General features: G+C 61.7%; 25 protein-coding genes. 14 read left to right on the forward strand and 11 right to left on the reverse strand.

Annotation, left to right across the window (positions count from 1 at the left end):
• Position 1 precedes the first annotated feature (1 nt).
• Together H4W29_RS17950 and H4W29_RS17955 are read right to left on the reverse strand one after the other, a co-directional pair.
• A complete protein-coding gene (locus tag H4W29_RS17950; RefSeq protein WP_192730107.1) occupies positions 2–1240 on the reverse strand; it encodes a Zn-dependent hydrolase in 1239 nt (412 codons plus the stop codon).
• Positions 1237–2436 (reverse strand): diaminopropionate ammonia-lyase, encoded by a 1200-nt coding sequence (locus tag H4W29_RS17955; protein ID WP_192730108.1) that lies wholly within the window; start codon positions 2434–2436, stop codon positions 1237–1239. Before H4W29_RS17955 ends, H4W29_RS17950 begins: the two co-directional genes overlap by 4 nt.
• Positions 2437–2537: 101 nt before the next feature.
• Here H4W29_RS17955 and H4W29_RS17960 point away from each other — a divergent pair, with 101 nt between their 5' ends.
• Together H4W29_RS17960 and H4W29_RS17965 are read left to right on the forward strand one after the other, a co-directional pair.
• The gene (locus tag H4W29_RS17960; RefSeq protein ID WP_192730109.1) at positions 2538–3002 is read left to right on the forward strand and encodes an Lrp/AsnC family transcriptional regulator; all 465 of its coding nucleotides are present in this window, start codon (positions 2538–2540) and stop codon (positions 3000–3002) included.
• 27 nt (positions 3003–3029) lie between these two features.
• Positions 3030–3566: a P-loop nucleotide/nucleoside kinase family protein gene (locus H4W29_RS17965; RefSeq protein ID WP_192730110.1), complete on the forward strand. Its 537-nt coding sequence runs from the start codon at positions 3030–3032 to the stop codon at positions 3564–3566.
• Here the strand turns inward: H4W29_RS17965 and H4W29_RS17970 are convergent.
• A complete protein-coding gene (locus H4W29_RS17970) occupies positions 3563–4399 on the reverse strand; it encodes a DUF8737 domain-containing protein (protein WP_192730111.1) in 837 nt (278 codons plus the stop codon). The two genes, H4W29_RS17965 and H4W29_RS17970, sit on opposite strands and share 4 nt — an antisense overlap.
• A 277-nt stretch (positions 4400–4676) precedes the next feature.
• Between H4W29_RS17970 and H4W29_RS17975 the strand changes: the two genes are divergently transcribed.
• Both H4W29_RS17975 and H4W29_RS17980 read left to right on the forward strand, forming a co-directional pair.
• Positions 4677–5234 (forward strand): winged helix-turn-helix transcriptional regulator, encoded by a 558-nt coding sequence (locus H4W29_RS17975; protein WP_192730112.1) that lies wholly within the window; start codon positions 4677–4679, stop codon positions 5232–5234.
• A gap of 29 nt (positions 5235–5263) precedes the next feature.
• A complete protein-coding gene (locus H4W29_RS17980; RefSeq protein WP_192730113.1) occupies positions 5264–5791 on the forward strand; it encodes a P-loop nucleotide/nucleoside kinase family protein in 528 nt (175 codons plus the stop codon).
• 54 nt (positions 5792–5845) lie between these two features.
• On the opposite strand, the gene H4W29_RS17985 is transcribed toward H4W29_RS17980, so the two are convergent.
• Positions 5846–6436 (reverse strand): SMI1/KNR4 family protein, encoded by a 591-nt coding sequence (locus H4W29_RS17985; protein WP_192730114.1) that lies wholly within the window; start codon positions 6434–6436, stop codon positions 5846–5848.
• 143 nt (positions 6437–6579) lie between these two features.
• Between H4W29_RS17985 and H4W29_RS17990 the strand changes: the two genes are divergently transcribed.
• Positions 6580–7389 carry a pirin family protein gene (locus H4W29_RS17990; RefSeq protein ID WP_192730115.1) on the forward strand — a complete coding sequence of 270 codons (810 nt, stop codon included), beginning with the start codon at positions 6580–6582 and terminating at the stop codon, positions 7387–7389.
• A 15-nt stretch (positions 7390–7404) separates the two neighbouring features.
• On the opposite strand, the gene H4W29_RS17995 is transcribed toward H4W29_RS17990, so the two are convergent.
• The gene (locus H4W29_RS17995; RefSeq protein ID WP_192730116.1) at positions 7405–8166 is read right to left on the reverse strand and encodes a sulfite exporter TauE/SafE family protein; all 762 of its coding nucleotides are present in this window, start codon (positions 8164–8166) and stop codon (positions 7405–7407) included.
• Positions 8167–8517: 351 nt separating this feature from the next.
• Here H4W29_RS17995 and H4W29_RS18000 point away from each other — a divergent pair, with 351 nt between their 5' ends.
• The gene (locus H4W29_RS18000; RefSeq protein ID WP_312872307.1) at positions 8518–9147 is read left to right on the forward strand and encodes a carbonic anhydrase; all 630 of its coding nucleotides are present in this window, start codon (positions 8518–8520) and stop codon (positions 9145–9147) included.
• A 57-nt stretch (positions 9148–9204) separates the two neighbouring features.
• On the forward strand, positions 9205–10011 hold the full coding sequence (locus tag H4W29_RS18005; RefSeq protein ID WP_192730118.1) for a class I SAM-dependent methyltransferase: 807 nt from the start codon (positions 9205–9207) through the stop codon (positions 10009–10011).
• Positions 10012–10074: 63 nt separating this feature from the next.
• Here H4W29_RS18005 and H4W29_RS18010 read toward each other — a convergent pair whose 3' ends face one another.
• Positions 10075–10584: a hypothetical protein gene (locus H4W29_RS18010; protein WP_192730119.1), complete on the reverse strand. Its 510-nt coding sequence runs from the start codon at positions 10582–10584 to the stop codon at positions 10075–10077.
• Between the two features lie 129 nt (positions 10585–10713).
• Here H4W29_RS18010 and H4W29_RS18015 point away from each other — a divergent pair, with 129 nt between their 5' ends.
• Entirely contained in the window at positions 10714–11100 is a 387-nt protein-coding gene (locus H4W29_RS18015) for a DUF805 domain-containing protein (protein WP_192730120.1), read from the forward strand.
• Between the two features lie 49 nt (positions 11101–11149).
• Here H4W29_RS18015 and H4W29_RS18020 read toward each other — a convergent pair whose 3' ends face one another.
• On the reverse strand, positions 11150–12493 hold the full coding sequence (locus H4W29_RS18020) for an NAD(P)/FAD-dependent oxidoreductase (RefSeq protein ID WP_192730121.1): 1344 nt from the start codon (positions 12491–12493) through the stop codon (positions 11150–11152).
• Between the two features lie 251 nt (positions 12494–12744).
• On the opposite strand from H4W29_RS18020, the gene H4W29_RS18025 reads away from it, so the two are divergent.
• The 5 genes from H4W29_RS18025 to H4W29_RS18045 all read left to right on the forward strand — a co-directional run bounded on the left by H4W29_RS18025 (position 12745) and on the right by H4W29_RS18045 (position 18135).
• Entirely contained in the window at positions 12745–13479 is a 735-nt protein-coding gene (locus H4W29_RS18025; protein WP_192730122.1) for a glycosyltransferase family 25 protein, read from the forward strand.
• Between the two features lie 335 nt (positions 13480–13814).
• Positions 13815–14936: a glycosyltransferase family 4 protein gene (locus tag H4W29_RS18030; RefSeq protein ID WP_312872308.1), complete on the forward strand. Its 1122-nt coding sequence runs from the start codon at positions 13815–13817 to the stop codon at positions 14934–14936.
• Positions 14914–15846: a glucosamine inositolphosphorylceramide transferase family protein gene (locus H4W29_RS18035; RefSeq protein WP_192730123.1), complete on the forward strand. Its 933-nt coding sequence runs from the start codon at positions 14914–14916 to the stop codon at positions 15844–15846. The genes H4W29_RS18030 and H4W29_RS18035 overlap by 23 nt, the downstream gene beginning before the upstream one ends.
• 119 nt (positions 15847–15965) lie before the next feature.
• Complete coding sequence (locus H4W29_RS18040; protein WP_192730124.1) at positions 15966–16730, forward strand: sugar phosphate isomerase/epimerase family protein; 765 nt, start codon at positions 15966–15968, stop codon at positions 16728–16730.
• 160 nt (positions 16731–16890) lie between these two features.
• Positions 16891–18135 carry a glycosyltransferase gene (locus tag H4W29_RS18045; RefSeq protein WP_192730125.1) on the forward strand — a complete coding sequence of 415 codons (1245 nt, stop codon included), beginning with the start codon at positions 16891–16893 and terminating at the stop codon, positions 18133–18135.
• Between the two features lie 16 nt (positions 18136–18151).
• Here H4W29_RS18045 and H4W29_RS18050 read toward each other — a convergent pair whose 3' ends face one another.
• Positions 18152–18418 carry a hypothetical protein gene (locus H4W29_RS18050; RefSeq protein ID WP_192730126.1) on the reverse strand — a complete coding sequence of 89 codons (267 nt, stop codon included), beginning with the start codon at positions 18416–18418 and terminating at the stop codon, positions 18152–18154.
• The gene (locus tag H4W29_RS18055) at positions 18415–18654 is read right to left on the reverse strand and encodes a hypothetical protein (RefSeq protein ID WP_192730127.1); all 240 of its coding nucleotides are present in this window, start codon (positions 18652–18654) and stop codon (positions 18415–18417) included. The genes H4W29_RS18050 and H4W29_RS18055 overlap by 4 nt, the downstream gene beginning before the upstream one ends.
• A 217-nt stretch (positions 18655–18871) precedes the next feature.
• Here H4W29_RS18055 and H4W29_RS18060 point away from each other — a divergent pair, with 217 nt between their 5' ends.
• Positions 18872–19273 carry a GFA family protein gene (locus H4W29_RS18060; protein ID WP_192730128.1) on the forward strand — a complete coding sequence of 134 codons (402 nt, stop codon included), beginning with the start codon at positions 18872–18874 and terminating at the stop codon, positions 19271–19273.
• 38 nt (positions 19274–19311) lie between these two features.
• Here the strand turns inward: H4W29_RS18060 and H4W29_RS18065 are convergent, their stop codons facing one another.
• Both H4W29_RS18065 and H4W29_RS18070 read right to left on the reverse strand, forming a co-directional pair.
• Positions 19312–19473, reverse strand: coding sequence for a hypothetical protein (locus H4W29_RS18065; RefSeq protein WP_192730129.1), 162 nt, complete (start codon positions 19471–19473; stop codon positions 19312–19314).
• 172 nt (positions 19474–19645) lie between these two features.
• Positions 19646–20584, reverse strand: a complete 939-nt coding sequence (locus tag H4W29_RS18070; protein WP_192730130.1) for a calcium-binding protein — start codon at positions 20582–20584, stop codon at positions 19646–19648.
• Between the last annotated feature and the right edge of the window lie 59 nt (positions 20585–20643).

Here is a 20643-nt window from a genome sequence, read left to right on the forward strand (position 1 = left end):
TCTATTCCTCCTGCGTCAGCGTGCTGACGACATCGAGCAGGACGTCGGCGCCTGCGACGAGATCGTCATGAGAGGTGAATTCCCGGGGATTATGGCTGATACCACCCTTGCTCGGCACGAAGATCATGGCAGATGGCGCGATGCGGGCGATCATCTGGGCATCGCGGCCCGCACCCGAGGTCATGCGCCTGCAGGGGAGCGCGCGTGCCCTGGCGGCTGCCTCGATCGTGGCGACGATTCCTTCGTCGAATTTGACCGGCTCGAAGCGGGCGAGCCGCTCCACCGAGATCGTAACCTGCTCTTCGGCCGACAGGCTTTCGAGGAAGCGGGCAAGGGCTGCCTCTTCCTCTTTCAGCCGATCCTCGTCCGGGTCGCGCAGGTCGACCGTGAAGATCGCCTTCGAGGGGATGACGTTGATGGCGTTCGGCTGGAATTCCAGGCAGCCGACAGTCGCGACCGTCTGCGTGTTCGATGCCATGGCGCGCTCGCGCAGGAAGGTGATGACGCGGGCGCTCGCATGGCCGGCATCGCGGCGCATCGTCATCGGCGTCGTGCCGGCGTGGTTGGCGTCACCTTCGATCGTCACGCGCTGCCAGGAAATGCCCTGCAAGTTCTCGACTGCGCCAAGGGACAGGCCTTCGCGCTCCAGCACCGGGCCCTGCTCGATATGGAGTTCGATATAGGCGTGCGGCTTCAGGAAACCGGGCTCCTTCTCGCCGGCATAGCCGATGCGTTTCAGCTCATCACCGAGCAGTGACCCGTCCGTTCCTCTCGTCGCAAGCGCCGTTTCCACATCGAGCCCGCCGGCATAGACGAGCGAGCCCATCATATCGGGTGCATAGCGTACGCCTTCCTCATTGGTGAAGGCGGCAACGGCGATGGGGCGGGATGGCGCGAAGCCTGATGCCTTCAGCGTTTCGATGACTTCGAGCGCCGAGAGCACGCCGTAACAGCCGTCATAGATGCCGGCGTCGATGACGGTATCGATATGCGAGCCGAGCAATAGCGGGGCGCGATCCTGCGTACTATCGGGCGCCCAGATGCCGAAGATGTTGCCGATCCGGTCTATGGCGAGTTCCAGTCCGGCGGCTTCGATCCAGGCGACGAGGCGGTCGCGGCCGAGCTTGTCCGCGTCGGAGGCGGCAAGGCGGACCAGCCTGCCATCCGCATCGCAGCCGATCGCGCCGAGTTCGGCAAGCCGGCCGAGAAGCCGCGATGCATCGATGGATGTGTTGCTCATGCTGCACCTCGCGACAGGACTTCATCGGGCGAGCGCCCGACGATCTCCTGATATCGGCCGGGGTCGGTGGCACCCTCCGTGTTCACCACGAAGATGCGCGAATCCGGGCCAAGGGAAAGGGCGGCCTTCGCCTCGGGATCGGCGAGCGCCTTCAGGAGACCGGCAAGGCCGACACCGCCGCTTTCGCCGGAGACGATGGCGGGATCGCCACCCAGGGGATTGGCAAGGCGCCGCATGATGGAGATCGCATGCTCCTCATCGACGGTCATGAAGGCATCGGCCACGCGCGACAGGATGCGCCAGGCGACCAGCGACGGCTCGTAGCATTCGAGCATCGCCATGACGGTCGGTTCGGCATGCGGCACAGTGACCGGATGGCCGGCGCGAGCGGTTTCGAACAGGCAGGCGGCGCGAGCAGGATCGACGACGGTGAAGACCGGCCTGGCATCGCCGAGCGCAATCGCCAGATGGCCGGCAATGGCAGCGGCAATGCCGCCGACGCCGGACTGGATGAAGACATGCGTCGGCGGCGCCGGCAACTGCCGGAGCGCCTCGCACACCAGCGCTGTGTAACCCTGCATGACGAGACCGGGGATGCGCTCGTAACCCGGCCAGGACGTGTCGGAGACGATGGTCCAGCCGCGCTCCTTGGCGACGCGTGCGGCCTCCTTCACGGAGTCGTCGTAGCTTCCGGCGACGCGGATCATCTCGGCGCCGAAGCGGGCGATCGCCGCGACGCGCTCGTCGCTCACACCGGCGTGGATGAAGATCGCCGCCCGCGCGCCGACGAGGCCGGCGCCTTGCGCGACCGAGCGGCCGTGATTGCCATCGGTGGCGCAGGCAAAACACATGGTTTCGGCGATCTCTTTGACGACGGGCGAATGCAGCTCGGCCATGTCGACCGGCCGCCCAAGCCTAACTTCGGCTTCCTCGAGAATGAGGCGGATGACGGCATAGGCGCCGCCCAGCGCCTTGAAGCTGCCGAGGCCGAGACGCTGGCCCTCATCCTTCACATGGATGGCGGCCACACCGGATGCCGCGGCAAGGCTGGACAGGGAGATGAGCGGCGTTTCGGCATGGTTTTCGCGATAGCGCAGGTGGCGCTCCACGCCTTCCGCTGCCGCAAGACCAAGCGTTTCCGCATCACCTGACGCGAGCGGGTGTCTATAGTCGGCATTGCTGTTGAGGATGAACATTTGCGCCTCGCTTGCTGTCCGGCGGAAACATATTGCGGCAGCCACGAAAAAGGCGCTGATATTTGGCCCTTGTTTTGCAAGTTTGTTTCGTGGAGCCCCACATGCCGGCACAACTCGATGCCTTCGACCGCAAGATCCTGGACATCCTGCAGCGCGACAATACCATGCCGCAGCGCACGATCGGCGAGGCCGTCAATCTCTCCGCCCCGGCGGTGCAGCGGCGCATCAAGCGCATGACGGAAGAGGGCGTGATCCGCGCCAATGTCGCCGTCATCGATCCAGCTGCCGTCGGCCAGGCGATCACCATTTTCGTGGAAGTGGAGGTCATCAGCGAGACGGCGGAGCAGATCGAGCAGGCCAAGCGCGAATTCGCTGCCGCGCCGGAAATCCAGCAATGCTATTACGTGACGGGAGAGGCCGATTTCGTACTCGTCATTATCGTGTCTTCGATGGCCGATTACGAAGCGCTGACGCGGCGCCTGTTCTTCGGCAACAACAATGTGAAGCGGTTTCGGACATTCGTTGCCATGGATCGAATCAAGGTGGGGCTCAGCGTTCCGATTTGAGCGTGGTTTCAAGGGAGTTGCCTATTCATGCTGATCATTTTCGGCGGTTTGCCAGGCAGTGGGAAGACGACGATTGTGAGGGCCTTGGCGAAGCGGCTTGGGGCCGTCCATCTTCGCATCGATACGATCGAACAGTCAGTGCGGGATTCCGGCATGTTGAGATCGGAGGTCGGACCGGCGGGATATCTGGTTGGATATGCCCTTGCCGAAGACAATCTGACGCTCGGCAATACCGTCGTTGCGGATTCTGTGAACAGCCTGACGATAACACGTGATGCGTGGCTCTCGGTCGCTGCGCGGGCGGGTGCGCGGGCCGTCGAGATCGAAATCGTCTGTTCGGACAAGGTTGAGCATCGTCGGCGGGTCGAGACGCGGGCAAGCGATATTCCGGGGCTGATAAATCCGAGCTGGGAGAAGGTTGTCACGCGCGATTATGACGATTGGGGGCAGAGACCCATAGTGATCGACAGTGCGGTGCTGAATGTGGATCAAGCCGTCGCCGAATTGATCTCGGAACTGGGGCCAGCTCAAATCGGCGACAGGATTTTTGACGCGAGGCTTTAGGCAGCAGCTCTCGCCACTGGACCCGTTCTTCTCAGCAACTGGCGCAGCGACAGGGCGTGCAGGACGAGGGACGTGGGGACGGTGAAGGCCGGAATGATGGCGGTGGGATAGGTGCCGGTCGTCAGATTGGGATGATCGAGGGCGAGCTGCTGCAGGGGGCCGGGCGTGGTAAGGGCGCCCAGCGTGACCGCTACGACCAGATCGGCTATGCCGAAGAGGTTCCAGAACAGAGCCGCCCGGGCGCTTCCTGGCCGGCCGCTTGCAAGCAGTACGGCCGTCGGCAAGGCCATCAGCCCTGTGATCACGTCACCCGTGCCGGCGGGAAGGGCGAAAACGCCCGGTGTCGTCCCGGCCAGCCAGTTGGCGAGGAAGACGCCGCCGATCACCCTGTAGGCCTGGAGGCCGATCAGCCAGTTGGCGGGCATGGCATCGAGCAGCACACCGATCCGCTCCGAGCGCGACAGGAGCGTGATAACGATAGCCGTCGGCACGACGATCATCAGCGGCAGCAAGGGGATTGAAACCGCTCCGGGCAGGAGAAGGCCATCGGCGACAATAATCCAGGCCGCGCCATGCCAGAGGGTGAGCGGAACGGCGATGGCCAGCCAGGTCCATGTCCGTTCCGATGCCGTCAGCGACGTGCGAGACAATCCTGCCCATGTGCCGCCGAGCACGATGAGATGCACGGCGATACGAGCGACGATCACGGAGAGGTCAGAGCGTTGAAGCTCCGGTATTGTGACAAGGGCAGCGAACCAGAGGCCTGTAGCCACTGCGCTGCCGGCGAAGGCAAGTGTCGGGGTAATGGAGGTAGCGGTGGTGTTCAGCGCCAATGTGAGATCCTCCCGTTTTGGCGAAACCGGTGAAGCGATCGGCGCCTGATCTGGATTAGGCATCGACGCGCATGGCTGCGGTCATGAGAGCATGTCACTCTCCAATGACATCACTAACTCTTATAATGAGAGTTACTATGCGGCAAGCGATTTGGCGGTACGGTTTGTCGCAGGTCCGGTCGCTGCCGAGCTTTCTTGAACCAATCATTCCGGCAAACTAAAGTGGCTCTCATGATGAGAGGCGCTCGTCGATATCGCGGGGCCGGGAAGGAGTTCGATGCGTTCGAAGGGTTTCGATGGGATGGTCTGCTCGATCGCCGGCGTCATGGCGGCGATCGGCGATCGGTGGGGTTTGCTGATCCTGCGCGATCTCGTCTGCGGCCTCAGCCGCTATGAGGATTTTCGCCAGTCGTCGGGCGTGACCAATGCGACGCTCAGCGACCGGCTGAAGCATCTGGAGGCCAATGGTCTTATCGAGCGGCGGCGTTATCAGGTGAATCCGGAAAGGTTCGAATATATCCTCACCCGGAAGGGCTGGCAGATCGCGCCCATCATGCCGGTGCTCGCCCAGATCGGCGACAGCCTCGGCATGTCAGGTGCTTCGGGGCCGCCCATGACCTTCGTCAATCGCAAGACGGGCGCGGAGATACGCTGGGGCTTTATCGACCAGAAGACCGGCGAACCGGTAAGCCCGGTCGATCTCGACATCAAGGAAGGGGATGGCGCGGACGACGCAGTTCGGTGGCGATTGTCCCACGCCCGGGCTCGCCGCCGGGCGCTCGATGATATTCTGGCTAGCTCGGGCGCGACGGATGCGCAAAAATCGGATTCATGAAGTCCATCAGAAACGGGAGGTGCCAATTCATGCTGATCATTTTCGGCGGTTTGCCGGGTTCGGGGAAGACGACGACTGCGCGTGCGCTGGCGAAGGAGCTTGGGGCCGTTCATCTGCGTATCGATACGCTCGAACAGAACATACGGGCTTCGGGCATGTTGAGCTCGGAGGTCGGCCCGGCAGGCTACATGGTCGGATACGGGATTGCCGAAGACAATCTCACGCTCGGTAATATCGTCGTCGCGGATTCGGTGAATCCCTTGAAGGTGACGCGAGACGCCTGGTTGTCGGTTGCTGCGCGATCGGGCGTGCCGGCCGTCGAGATAGAAATCATCTGCTCGGACCGGATTGAACATCGCCGACGGGTGGAAACGCGGGCAAGCGATGTTCCGGGGTTGGTAAAGCCTCTCTGGGAAGAGGTGACTGCACGCGACTATGAGGATTGGGGGTCGAGTCCCATCGTCATCGACACTGCGAAGCAGGGCGTGGATGAGGCTGTTGCCGCGTTGCTATCGAAGCTTGAAATTGGCCGATATCGGAAAGCGCGGGAAGTCTGATATCGGTCGCCGAGGGCTTTGTATTTGTGGGAATGATCGGAACGGTGCGAAGCCTCAGGTCAGCCGGGCATATTTTTCGAAGAGGTCGGAGAGGTTCGTCGCGATCGGGTAGTAGTAACCGCTCTCGATGAAATAATCGATCGCTTCGTCAGTGGATTTTCCGGCGATGCCGTCGCTGCGCATGCCATGGAAGAGCTCGCCATCGGTGTACATGATCGCGCCTGTATGTTTGCCTTCGGTGATTTCGACGAGGGTGGAGAAGTCGCCGCCGAGGCCGACGACATGTGCGAAGGGAGTGAAACCGTAGTCGTGGAAATCCATGGCCGGGGCGAGTTCCTCGAGATCGAAATACGGATGCCCGTTGCCGATGCCAAACAGCGTGTTGATGTCGGAGAGAACGAAGGCATCGCGCTGCGCCTCTGCGGGCAGGGTGGCGATGGTGGTGTGGGGGATGTGATAGTCAAGGCCGTTTTCCCGCATCAGGAAATCGCGATAGCCATCGGAAAGACTGACCTCATGCTCCGTCTCGAATGCCGAGAGCCGCGCTTCCTCCGCGCCGCCATAGCGGGCTGCGACGAGAGGGGACTTCGCAAATCTGGCGAGGGCATCAGGGCGCCGGAACGGGATTGTGTTGTCATTGCTCACGATGGGTTTCCTTGCTGCGAGTACGGCGCAGGCATTTAAGGCCGGGGCGGGCGAGGTCAATAGCAGGCCGCTTCATTGACCTCTGACGGTATCGGGGCGCTAATGGAGCGGTATCGTCACTGCTTGCAGGCAAGGAGGATGCGATGCTGCTCAAGGGGGAACGAACCTTCGTCGTGCGCGACATGGGAGGGTTTGTCACGCATATCAACATGCCGGGATGGGTGAAGCCGAAGCCTGTTGATCATGGGCATGGGCCGCTGGCGATGGTGGTCGAATCCATCCTGCATCCGGGCCGGCTGATCGCCATGCACGAGCACCGCAATGACGAGATCATCTCCTGGGTGCCTGAAGGCGTGATGCGCCATGAAGACAGAGCCCGTGGCCGGCTGGTTTGCGACAGCGGGCATCTGATGGTGATGAATGCCGGGCGCAGCTTCTGGCACTCCGAGGAAACGCTGGCCTCCGATCCGCCGCTGCGCATGCTGCAGATCCTCGTGCGGCCCGATGCTGTCGATCTCGAACCCGGCATCCAGTATGGGGCAATGCCCGAAATCATGCGCAATCGCTGGCGGCACCTTGTCGGGCCGGAAGGGGGCGATGCGCCCTTTTTCGTGCGCAACCGGATCGATTTCTTCGATATCCGGCTGGAGGCTGGCGTGCGGGTGGACTTCCCGCATAAGCAGGGGTGCGACCTATATTTCTATGTGTTCAGCGGCGTGGTTCTCGCCGGCGGGCAGGCGTTTGGTGAGGGCGAGCAAGGTCTGCTGCTGTCGGATGAGATGTTGATCGTGGAGGCAACGAGCGCCTGCGTGATGGTGGCCTTCCTGCTCGATCCCCGGTCTCCCGTCACGAGGCAGGGGACGATGGCCGACACCACGAAGATCCCGCCGCCTGTCGTGATCCGCCTCGTGAAACGGTGGCAAGGGTTGAAGCGGCTGTGGCTGCGGAAGTGAAGATAGGTGCCGGCCTCAGCTCCAATATTTGACGGCATAAACGACCGTCATGACGGCGCCGGTGAGGATGACGAACCAGCGGACGATGGTGGCGGGCAGCACGCGCACGAGGTAACCGCCGAGATAGCCGCCCACCAGGGCGCCGGACAGCATCGTCAGCGTTTCGGGCCAGTGGACGGCGCCTTTGGCGATGAAGATGACGACCGCCGCCATGCTGACCGAGGTGGCGAGCAGGTTTTTCAGGGCTTTTACCCGGCGGATATCGTCGGGATCGGCAATCGAGAGAACCGCCGTCAGGATGACGCCGAGGCCGGCGCCGAAGAAGCCGCCATAGATCGACGAAAGGCCGAGGACGGAAAGCCCGAGACCGCGCGAAGGCTCGGCATCGCCGCGCCGTGCCTCGGCCCAGGCGGCGATGCGGGGCGAGAAGAGGAAGAGCAGGGTGGCGATGCCGATCAGGGCTGGAACGGGCAGGACGAAGAGCCGCTCGGGCAAAGCAAGCAGCAGCAGCGCGCCGATGGCGCCGCCGATCAGGCAGACCAGGACGGATGACCAGAGCCTGGCATCCAGCGGCAGTACCTTGCGGCGGTCGGCGAGGACGGCGAGCAGATGGCCCGGCACGATCGCCACCGCATTCGAGGCATTGGCCGTGACGGGCGGCAGGCCGGCTGCGAGCATGGCGGGGAAGGTGAGCAGCGTGGCGCCGCCGGCGAGCGCATTGATCACGCCACCGGCGATGCCTGATGTAAACAGCAATAAAATGATTGCTGGTGTCATTGGCTTGCTCCCCATCTCCCCGATGTGTCTTTCGATGCATCAGGGGGCATTATGAGGACAAGCCGTTGATGGCTTCGAGCCGTTCGCGTTGCGAAATATTCTGGTAGATCACCCCACGCGTGAAGCGCGGGGCAAAGATCGGTCGCACCTCACCCGTTTGGGCGACTTGCACAAGGCGGGTGCTCGCGTTGCCATGCGGAAGCGGGGGCTCGGGTTTCGGCCTGTCAATCTTGGGAGGGAAAGATGCATGGTTTTACGCAAAGACCCCGCGTGGCTTGCGGCTGCGGCGGCTGTCCCGATGGACCTGGCGATCCAGGGCGCCGCCGCTTCCTGTGCAGTGCGTTGGGAGGTGTGGCGGCAGTAACGGCCGGGGCTGTCGCCTCATCCGCCGAGCCGGCATCGGCACAGAGCACCCTGGCGCCCGATGATGCGCTGAAGGCGATGATGGACGGAAACAGGCGCTTCATCGAGGGGCGCCTCCAGTCTCTCAATGAGGACCTTTCGATCCTTAAAGCGAAGACGGCGGAAAAGCAGGAGCCTTTCGCGGCGGTGCTCTCCTGCGCCGATTCACGCGTGCCGGTGGAGTTTGTCTTCGACCAGAGCATCGGCCAGCTCTTCGTCGTGCGTGTTGCCGGAAATATCGCTACGCCTGAGATCATCGCCAGCCTCGAATATGGCGTTGCCGTTCTCGGAGCCCGGCTTTTGATGGTGCTCGGCCACAGCAATTGCGGCGCGGTGAAGGCCACCATCGACGGCAAGGCCGTGCCAGGCCAGATCGGCGCCCTCTATGCGCCGATCTGGCCTGCGGTGAATGCCGCAGGCAACGATCTTGAGGCGGCCATCGATGCCAATGCCAGGATGCAGGCGACGCTGATCAGCCGAAGCTCCACGGTCATTGCAGGTGCTGCCAAGGAGGGCAAACTTAGGGTCGTCGCGGCGCGCTACGATATAGCCAGCGGCGTGGTTTCGCTGCTTGTTTAATGGGTGCGCTTTCCTGCGGAATGGGATAGGTCTACGCCGATCAGCGCGGAGATCGCCATGTCCGGTGACACCCTTGCCCGTTCCTTCGGCCGGCAAGCCTTTGGATTGAGCCCTGAAAACTATCACTTAGCCCGGCCGCCTTATCCGCCGGCGGTGTGGGATGTGCTGCGGCAGAGGGCCGGGTTGCGATCCGGTATCTCGATACTGGAGATCGGTGCAGGGACCGGGCTTGCCACGGAACATCTTCTTGAACACGAGCCGCAGCGGCTGCTGGCCGTCGAGCCGGACAGGCGGCTTGCGGAATTCCTGCGTGCGCGGCTGCGTCGCCCCGAACTCGAGGTAGTCGAACAAGCCTTCGAAGACCTGGATGAGGCTCCGCAGTCCTACGATCTTGCCGTCAGCGCGACGGCATTTCATTGGCTGGATGCCGTTCCGGCGCTGCGGCGTATCCATGCTTTGCTTCGCGATGGCGGCGCGGTTGCTTTGATCTGGAATGTCTTTGGCGACAGCATCCGGCCCGATCCCTTTCATGAGGCGAGTGCGCATCTCTTTACCGGACATCGCCCAAGCCCCTCCGGTGGGGGAACGACGAAGACACCTTACGGGCTCGACAGCGAGGCCCGACTCAGGGATTTTGAGGAGGCCTCATTCTGTTGCGAGCCACCTGTCATGTTCGAGTGGACGCTGACGCTTGATCCGCCCGCAGTGCGGCGGCTCTATGCCACCTACTCGAATGTCGTGGCGTTGCCGGCGGAAGTGCGTGAGGCGTTGCTCAATGCGCTTGAAGAGCTGGCACGAAGCGATTTTGGCGGCGTCGTCACACGGAATATGACGACGTCAGTCTTTATCGCGAAGAGGCCGTAGTGGGTTAAGGGGCGTGGTGTTTGCCCGGAATACAGTGATGTCGGTTTTTTATCACTCTCATGTTCAGGGTAAGTTCCTTGAAAGCCTGACGAGGCGCCTGGCGTGAACGAACATCCACGCAAACAGCCTCCCGACCGCAAACAGCGCTAAAGGCGGAATAACAGCGACGACCACCGCCAGTTTGGTAAAAAAATAGGGATCGCCGTGGAATTGCTGCGACCATTCCAGCGACTGATATTGCTGGGTCAAAAGGTCTGCGAGAGGCATATCCTTGTATTCGGGCCATAGTATTCTGAAATGCCGCTCGTCATACCAGCACGCTTGTGACGGTGTTTCGTATTCGTCCCGGTTCCAAGGTTCGGCCGCCTCGCGTATCTCATAATTGAAGTGGATGACTCCGCGGGCTTGCTCGCATCGCACCGGCAATTCAGTTGGTCGATCGTGCTCCAGTTGTTTGTTTTCGGCCCATCCGTAATCCTCCACGATCGCCGGCCAACCAATCACTCCGATAATGGCGACCCATACAAGAGCGATCAAAAGCCAGAGATAGAAGAACCAGCGTCTCGCACTCATAGAAAGTCCTTTCGGGCAATATAAATGTGCACCGCCCTGGCTTTAGATCCGGCCAGCTTGCTTTGGGGTTTGCGATTGCTTCCGAATAAAATAAATGCATGGGTTGTATCAAGCTGAGGGGCAAGCACAATGCATTACTTCACTGATGTTTATAAGGATGGTCTGAAGTTTTCATGCCGGCTTGGCCGAAAAGCCTATTGGCTTTTCATCCTTGCAAATGTTTTGCTCTCCATACCGATCGGATTTGTTCTGGGATTCGTTAGCGGATTTTTCAGGCTCCCTGAATCTGTACCCACCTTTGCGTGGCTGGCAATTTATGCCGTGTTTTTCATGATACCGAATATCAGCGCGACTGTGCGTCGGTTACACGATGCGAATTTTCGGGGATGGTGGTGCCTTATCATGCTTATACCCTACCTCGGGGGATTGGCGCTGACGATCCTGCTGATTTTTCCTTCGAAGCCTGAGGGCGCCAGATTTGATCGAGACGCCGACCGGAGCTTAATTTTCGGCTGACATTCTATTAGGTTGACCCGGCCGAATGCCGAGGAAGGGCAGAGATCACTCAGATCGCCGGCCCCGGCCGGATGCGGCTTCCGTCGCTGAAGCGTGAGAGCCGGAAGCGGTTGAGATCGTGGCCGGGCGCGTTGCCCTGGATCAGGTCGGAGACCACGCGGCCGATGCCTGGGCCGATGCCGAAGCCGTGGCCGCTCATGCCTGTTGCGACGAAGAGGCCGGCGATGACGTCAACGCGGTCGACGATCGGCACGATGTCGGGCATCGCGTCGATCATGCCGGCCCAGGTCGTCTTCAGGCGGACGGTTTCGAATTGCGGGAAGAGGCGCTGGAAATTGCGGCTGATCGCATCGAGGCTGGATTGCTCGGGGGCGGGGTTGAGGACGCGCATCCGTTCGAACGGGCTCTCGCTATCCGCCGTCCAGTTGCGCGGGGTCGACCAGCTGTCCGGGAAGCCTTCGGGGGCTGCGGGCGAATAGCGGGTGCCGAAGGGGTGGGCCATGAGCGCCGGCATATATTTCGTGGCGTGGCGGAAGGCGTCGGGGCCGAGATAGAGGCGATGATCTCTCGGCGCCAGCGTGTAGCCGCCATCCTGCCTGCGGCGGAAGGCGACGTCTGCGCCAGCGGCAGCGCCCGCGTGGACTTCGGCCAGGGGCTCGGTTGCGGCCACGGTTGCGCGGACAGCGAGCTGCGGGATGGAGACGCCGTGGTTTCTGAGGAAGAGCGACGACCATGCGCCGCCTGCGACGAGCACGGTCGAGGCCTCGATGCGGCCGGCTTCGGTCCACACGCCGCTCACCTTGCCGGCGGCAATATCAAGGGTACGTGCGGCGCAGTTTTCGATGATCGTGACGCCCAGACGGGCGGCGAGCCGGGCAAGGGCAGGCACGGCGAGCCATGGCTCGACGCGCAGGTCCGACGGCGTCGTCATGGCGCCGGCGAATTTGCGGGACATGCCCTTGAAGAGGGAAGCCGTTTGCGCGCTGTCGAGCAGGCGGGTATCAAGGTCGTAGGTGCCCGCGAGCTTCATGAAGGTCTCGAAGCCCGCCATCTCCTTGTCCGAGTTTGCGAGATAGGTGACGCCGGTCTGGTTCAGCCCGATATCCTCGCCGCATTCTGCCACGAGCTCCTTCCAGAGGCGACAGGCCTCGATGACGATGGGCAGCTCGTCGGCATCGCGGCCCTGCTTGCGGATCCAGCCCCAGTTGCGGGAGGACTGTTCGGCCGCGATGCGTCCCTTCTCGATGAGTGTCACGGAGATATTGCGCTTGGCCAGAAACAGCGCCGTCGAAACACCGATGACGCCGCCGCCGATGATGACGACGTCGGATGTCTTTGGGAGCGGGCCATGATGCTGGATGGGATCCTCTAAAGAGAAGGGGAAGGCTGGCAAGCTATGCGTCCTGAAGGGCTGATCGATAGGGTACAAGTGCTAGAGGCTCCGGGGCAGCAATTCAAGCTGATGTCATCGCGGTCTTGGGCTTGCCTTTAGCCGAACGAGAAATTCGTCACCGACATTGCTGTCATGCGACGACGACAGGTTGCACAGCAGGCGAGGGAAGTGCTAGGCGAGCCTTTTTTGCCGGGAAGCTTGGCCTCAGGGGGAGGCCTGGCTGCTTTGAGCTGCAGAACCACGGTTGGACGATGACGACCTGCATTTATGTGATCAATCTCGACCGGTCCACGGATCGGTGGAATGCATTGTCCGATCAGGCCAAGACTCTGCAGTTCGATCTCGTTCGCATTGCCGGCGTCGATGGGCGGGAGGTTGCCGCAGATCAGCGCACAGCCTGGGACGAGCGCGCCTTCCAGCGCAACAATGGCCGGACCATGCTGCCGGGCGAGTATGGCTGCTACCGGAGCCACCTGAAGGTGCTCGCGGCCTTTCTGGAAACGGGCGAGGCCGCCTGCCTCATCGTCGAGGACGATATCATTTTGTCCCACGACCTCGTTGTGCGCGCCGAGGCGGCACTTGCAGCGGTGCCCGGTGCCGATGTGATCAAGCTCTTCAATCACCGCATCGTCGGCTTCAAGCCTGTCGCCACCTCTGCTGTCGGCGATGAGATCGGGCGGGCAACGCATGGTCCGCAAGGCTCGGCGGCCTGCTATGCGGTGACGCGGATGGGTGCCCTGAAGCTCCTCCAGACGGTCGGCGTCATGCGGTTTCCCTGGGATATCGAACTGGAGCGCGGCTGGGCATCCCGAGCGCAGGTCTACACGACCCGCCAGAATGTGACCGTCGTGGAAGAGGGCGGCTCGAATATCGGGACACGGTCCGTCTACAAGGCCACCAAATTTCCCTGGTGGAGGCGATTGCCGACCTATGCGATCCGCATCGCTGAGACGGTCCGCAGAATCAACTACGCATTGAAAAAGTAAGGCGCCTGAACGGATAGCCCCGGTTTCCAGGGCGGCTTTGCCGTTGCCCGCAAAGTTCGTCTCAAGACTTTTTTTGGCACTTCAGCAGGCTGTTTTATTGGTGTTACAATCGCGCATAATACTGCCGCAGTTTTTCAAGAATTACTTCAGCAAGTTACCCCAAAAATGGTCATTCTGTGGCGTAAAAGTTTACGATTCTGTATACTTACACGGTCTTGTTTGCACATGGTCTCCGATGTAGATCATCGCCGAAACCTATCGAGAAGTGTTCCGCCAACATCTCAACTCGGTCGGCTATCGGTCTGAGGTGTATCTTGAACGCTCGAAATAATTTCGTGGGTGAGTTGCACCCGCGTGCCTATGCGGCTGCCGATCCGGTAGCGTCTCATAAGTTGAAAATCCTGCATGTCCTGTTCTCCTCCAGAGTCGCCGGATCGGAGCGATACTGCGCTGATCTCGCCAACGGGCAGGCTGCCCTCGGACATGAGGTTCACGTTGCCGGACGATACGGCTCGCCGATTGCTGGCCTGCTCTCGAAAGAGGTTGTTTTCCACGGCTTGGCAATTCCGTTTCTGCGGGGGCTGAGATTGCGGCGGCTGATGGACAGGACAGGGATCGAGATCGCGCATGGGCATCTCAGCCATGGCTGCAAGGCACTTGCCGCAGCGCCCGACAGCGTCGCCAAGATCGCGACCCTGCATGTCGGCTACAAGGCCAAGCAGCATGCCCGCCTCGACGGGGTGATCTGCGTCAACACCGCCCAGTCGACGCGGCTCGGCACATTCGGCGGCCAGTCGACGCTGATTTCCAACTGGCTGCCCGATGTCAAATCCGCCGAGAGCTTCGACCTGCGTGCGCAGCTGAATTTGCCGCGCGAAACACGGCTCGTCGGCAGTGTCGGGCGTCTGCATCTCAGCAAGGGATATGATGTGCTGGTGTCGGCTTTCCGGCAGTCGGCACCCGACAATGCCGCTCTCGTCATCGTCGGCGAGGGGCCGCATCGCGCCGCACTGGAAAAGCTCGCCGAGGGCGACAGTCGCATCCATCTGCCCGGCCATTGCAACAATGTGCCAGGGTTCCTGCGCAATCTGGATCTCTTCGTCTCGCCGTCACGCGAGGAATCGGCAGGGCTTGCGATCCTCGAAGCCATGCATGAGGGGCTGCCGATCATCGCCACGGCGGCCGAAGGCCCGTCGGAATATCTGCGCGAGCATCCGGTGACACTGGCGGCACCCGGCTCTGTCGAAGGGCTCGCCGCGGCACTTGCCGATGTATTGCGGGAACAGCCAGTTGTCCGCCTGTCGCGCGTAGGCTACGACTTAGCTCCTTTCTCTCGTTCGGCAGGTATTGCGAATGTTCTCGATTTTTATTCCCGGGTTGCCCGCGGAGCCGCAGTCCAGGCTGCGCCCGACATCGATCAGCCGCGGTTGATCTATGCGTCTGAAGCCCAAGAGTGATTTCTGGCAGGTCGGCATCGTGCCCGCACGTGCCGACGCGCTGCTCGATGCCGAGACTTTGGCGGATTGTTCCGATCGCATCACATGGCTGCCCGACCCGGGGCCGTGGCGATATCTCGCCGATCCCTTCGCCGTGAGGAAGGGCGACAGCCTGCACGTTTTCGTGGAGGCCTATGATTACCATACCAAGCATGGCTTTATCGAGCGCCACGAACTGGTGGGGCCGGACCTCAAATGGCGCGGCAGAGCGGTGGTTCTCACCAGGCCTTTTCATCTCTCCTATCCCTTCCTGATCGAGCAGGAGGGCGAGGTGCTGATGATGCCGGAAAGCCATAAGGCGGGGGAGGTCGCTCTTTACCGCGCCCGCTCGTTCCCGGATGACTGGGTGCGGGAAACGGTGCTGCTGACCGGGATGCCCGTTGCCGAGGCCTGCCTCATCGAGCATCAGGGCAAGTGGTGGATGTTTTACACGCTCGTCGGGGCCGGCGCGCGCGACCAGCGCGAGCTGCATATCGCCTTTGCCGACAGCCTGACCGGCCCGTGGAAGACCCATCCGCAAAATCCGGTTTTGGTGGATCGCTCCGGCGCCCGGCCGGGCGGCACGCCCTTTATCGGCGCCGATGGGCAGGTCATCTTGCCGGTCCAGGACTGCAGCGTCAGTTATGGCGGTGGTCTGCGCTTCCTGCGCTTCAGCCTGCTCAGCGAAACGCATGTGACCTGCGCGCATCTGCCGGCCCAGTTGACGGGCGATCTCACCGCTGCCGGTTATCCCGACGGCCTGCACACATTTTCTGCCTGCGGAGACCTGACGCTGATCGATGTGAAGCGTATCGACAGATCCTTTGGTCGCCATATCGTCAACCTGAAACGCAAGCTGTCGCCGAAACCCGCCTTGTCAGCATTGGGGTGATATCGGCCGTTTTGCCCTCGCAATCTGTCTCGACACAGGCGAAACTGTGTTCGGATTCGATAAAAGGGAACGGTCAAGATGCCTTGCCGGCGAGGGCGACAGCGGTCTGGGGATGAGCGATGACGAAGCCGATGCTTTCGCTACAGCTCTATTCGATGCGCGGCCTTGGAGATCTCGGCACGCAGCTCGACAAGGCGGCGGGTGCAGGTTTTGGCGCCGTCGAGCCGCTCGAAGGGCACTTGCGTGACGCGAATATCCTTCAGGCCGGGCTTGTCAGGAACGGGCTGACGGCACCGTCGGCTCATGTCGGACTGGAGGCGCTGCGCAGCGAGCGGCAGCGCTTTATCGATGCTTGCCAGCAGTGCGGCATCGGGCAGCTCTTCGTTCCGCATCCGGCGCCTTCTGCGATCAAAGAAACGAAGGCGGCATGGCAGCGGATCGGCCGTGAGCTGGGCGCGCTTGCGGAGCAGATGAAGGAAGCAGGCATCGTGCTCGGCTATCACAACATGATGGCAGGCTTCGACCGCACCATTGGCGGCCGCTACGGCTTCGAGATCATGTTCGAGGCGGCCAAAGGCAGCCCGCTCACCTGGCAGGCGGATATTGCGTGGCTGGCGCGCGCCCAGCCGAATGCGGTCGAATGGATAAGGCGCTATGCCAATGTGCTGGTCTCGGTGCATGTGAAGGATCAGGCGCCCGAGAATGTCGATCCGGAGGAAGGCGGCTGGGCCAATGTCGGCTCCGGCGTGCTCGTCTGGCCGTCGCTGTGGCAGGCGGCGGTCGCGAGCGGGGCGCGGCTCTTCGTCGTCGAGCACGATAATCCACGGCTGCCCTTCGAATTTGCGGCGCGCAGCTATGCCTATCTCAGCCGGTTTGTGACTTAGAACACCGGCCTTTGGCTGCCGCTGATCGCTGGAAATTTCGGCGGCCGGGGACATCATCATCCCCTGCTAAGCCTCTAGATATGGCGCAGGGGGGACTTGCGGCAAGACCCTGAAGAGGGCGTAGAACGCTCAACCTGATCAACAGCATCGGGAGATGAGCATGCGTGTATTGCTATCCACATACGGATCACGGGGAGATGTGCAGCCATTGGCGGCGCTGGCGGTTGCCTTGCGGACAATAGGCGCCGAGGCGGTGGTCTGCGCACCGCCGGATGCGGAATTTGCCGGGCTGCTCGACCGGCTCGGCGTGCCGCTGGCGCCGGCCAATGCGCCCGTGCGGCAATGGGTGAGCGAGGTGATGAAGAGCGCCGAAGGCAATACGCGAGAGCGCTCGGCCGATGGTATTTCCGAACGGGCGGCCGGCATCCTGGCAGGGCAATTCGAGGCGTTGTCAGCGGCTGCGGAAGGATGCGATCTCATCGTCGCCGCAGGGCTGTTTCCCGCAATGGCTGCGGCACAGCTGGTGGCCGAGCGGGCCGGCATCGGCTATTTCGGGGCGACATTCTGCCCGATCTTCCTGCCGTCGCATCACCACAAGCCGCATGAATTCAAGGGCCGGCCGCATCCGCCTGGCGTGACCGACAACCGGGTTCTCTGGGACTACGATATCGAAACGAAGAATGTGATCTTCGGCGGAGCCTACAATCGGCTGCGCGCATCGATGGGTATGGCGCCGGTGGATAATGTGCGCGATCCCGTTCTGACCCGCCGGCCGTTGCTTGCGGCCGATCCGGTCATCGGGCCGCTGCTTGCGACGGATCTGATCGACGCGGTGCAGATGGGCGCGTGGATGCTCGATGACGAACGGCCGCTATCAGCGGCTCTGGAAGCCTTTCTCGATAATGGAACGCCGCCCGTCTATGTCGGCTTCGGCAGCATGCCGATGCACGTCCTGAAGGATGCCGTGGGCGTGATCCTTGCGGCGATCCGCGCTCAGGGGCGGCGTGCCGTTCTGTCGCGCGGCTGGGCCGGACTGGTGCCCGATGAGGGCGCAAGCGATTGCTTCGTCATCGACGAGGCCAATCATCAGGCGCTCTTTCCGCTGACTGCGGCGATCGTCCATCACGGCGGGGCAGGGACGACGGCAACTGCGGCCCGGGCGGGCGTGCCGCAGGTGGTCGTGGCGCAGATTGCCGACCAGCCCTATTGGGCGGGCCGCGTTGCAGCGCTCGGCATTGGCGTGGCGCATGAGGGGGCGACACCAACGCCTGAGACCTTCTCCGCCGCGATTTCGGCGGCGTTGCAGCCTGATATGCGCGAGCGCGCCGTGGCCGTCGCCCCCACGATCCGAACCGACGGGGCGATGGTGGCGGCAAGGCTGCTGCTTGCCTCGACCGGGAGATAAACGGGAGGAAACGTGGTCAATCGCGCGGCAGCCTGCCGAGCAGCAGCTGGTTTCCCGTGCGGTTGCCGCAACCGTTGCATTTCAGGCGAAGGCCGATTCTCGCCAGCGATATGTCCTTGCCGTAGCTGTAGGCGAGCATGCGCCGGTCAATCCTCGCCTCGCGCTGGCAGGCCGGGCAGCGGGCATGGAGGACGTACCATTGCGGCAGGGTGGCGAGTGTCTCCCTGTCGGTTGCGACCTCCTCGTGGCTGGCGACGAGATCGATGCTGCGGCGGTGTTTCATGTCCGGTCAAGGGAGGACCTGTCGAAGGTGGGCCGCCAGCCGCGGGTCATGCCCCGGCTCATGGCGCCTTCGGCAAGCGCAAGCTGTTTGCGCAGGTGGCGGCAATCCTGCAGAAGCGTGGCGATGGCGGCCTTGGCATCCTCGTCGTGCCAGGAAAGCACGGCCTCGACCTCCCAGCTCAAATCTTCGTTTCCGATCACATTACCATTGGTTTTTGGGGCCAGTTGCGGACGCATGTTCTCATTCTCCTTGCAGAGCATTTCAGTTCAGGATTGTCGGGATGGCGACCGCAGCGCCAAGAATGTTCTTATTATGTTCTCATTTTGGTGGGAGTCAAGGGCTGTGGTCAGGCTGAGCGCGGAGAGGAGAATTGGATCGGGCGCCGTTTGCGGACACCGCGTGATTGAGGCAGGATAGGCTTATGGGAACAAGCAGGGATGAAACGGTGCGCTGATGCTGATCGGCTCATGTCATTGCGGCAAGGCGGGCTGGACGCTGGAAGGTGATCCGGGCTCGATCACGGCGTGCAACTGCACGCTCTGCCGGCGTTATGGAGCGCTCTGGGCCTATGATTACGAGGGCGAGCGGATCACCGTGAGCGGCGAGACCGGTTCCTATACACGGACCGGCCCGGAGACGTCGTCGCTGGAAATATTGTTCTGCCCGACCTGCGCCTGCGTGCTCAGCTGGCGCGGCCTGAGGCTCAACAGGGATGGGCGCCGGCGCATGGCGGTCAATCTGCGGCTGGCGCCGCCGGATCTCGTTTCCGATCTGCCGATCGATCATTTCGACGGGCTGGAAACATTTGACGACCTGCCTTCCAAGGGGCGGTGCGTGCGCGATCTCTGGTTCTGACGGACGCAATATCGCTGCACAATTTTGCTGGAATTGCGCTAAACCAGTCCGTGGCCTCCGATAAAGAAGATTGCCGCGCACAGGATCAAAATCGCCGCGACCGCATGGATCCGGGAAAAACCATGTCCATGGGTTGGAGCCTCTGCACCATAGCCGAGACTACGATGGTCTTCTTCGAAGTTTGACAGCAAATCACGCATTTCATTCCCCCCAGCATCCGGCCTGATTATTATCTGCCAGGCTCAAGGGTACCATGCGCTCGTTCGCGTGATTTAGGCAGATCGCTAAAGGTTCAATCACCTTCCGGTGGATACTCCATACCCAGCAAAAACAGCCGGTGAAACCGGCCGTTTTCAGATACAGGACGTGCTGTCAGACGAGCAGGGAGCTGTTTACCAGGATGTCGGTATTGTCGAAGAACGTCTTGTTCACACCGATGAAAGCGATGTCCTGGGCAGCATGGGTCGTGCTGGCGCCGTCGGCGTCGTAGGACAGAATGCCGGTTGTGGAATTGTAGATCAGCTCGGGACCGGCCTTGGTGCCGCCGGCACCCCATTTGTTGACGATTTCGAAAGAGGCGGCATCCACCACGCCGTTATTGTCCACATCGAGGCCGGCGAAGGCCGGGCCGAGGCTGATCTTGTCGTCTGCATCGAAGTCCCAGACGAAGTCCTTGCTGGCTGCTCCCATGTCATCGAAATGGAACGTGTCGGCACCGCCCTTGCCGTAAAGGCTGTCGTTGCCGGCACCGCCGGCGATCAGGTTGCTGCCGGCATTGCCGGTGATCAGGTTGGCAAGGCCGTTGCCGGTCGCATCGATATCCGCCGTACCGTTCAGACGCAGGTTTTCGACAGGCCCCTGGTCACGCAAATCTACGCTGACCGTCGTCCAGATCGTGTCTACGCCGCCATCGGGAACGGTGAGCAACGGCCCTGAATAAATCGCGACGCGATCACCCGTATCATCGAATATGTAGGTGTCGTTGCCCATCGTTTCGAAAAAGGTGTCGGCCCCGCCTTTTCCATCCAGCTGATCGTCGCCGGCATTGCCGATCATTCGGTCAGCGAAATTCGAACCGATGACCGAGACATGTTCGACGTCCGGTTCGATGAAGAACTGGCCTGCGTAGCTGCCGTCCGCATGGGTCAGGTACATGATGGATGTGTAGGTGCCCGGCGGACCGATCTTCGTGAAATCGACGTCGAGAGCTCCCATCGGCTGAAAGTTGAGATAGGCGGAATCCGTTCCGGCCTCGCCGAAAAACGTGATGTCGATCTGGCCGAGAAAGTCGTGAGGAGGAGCGAAGATCAATTTGTCATTATCCGCTCCTCCGAAAATAACGCTTGATGTCTCCAGGAGGTCCGGCAAGT

The organism is Rhizobium viscosum, assembly GCF_014873945.1.
Lineage (GTDB): Bacteria > Pseudomonadota > Alphaproteobacteria > Rhizobiales > Rhizobiaceae > Rhizobium > Rhizobium viscosum.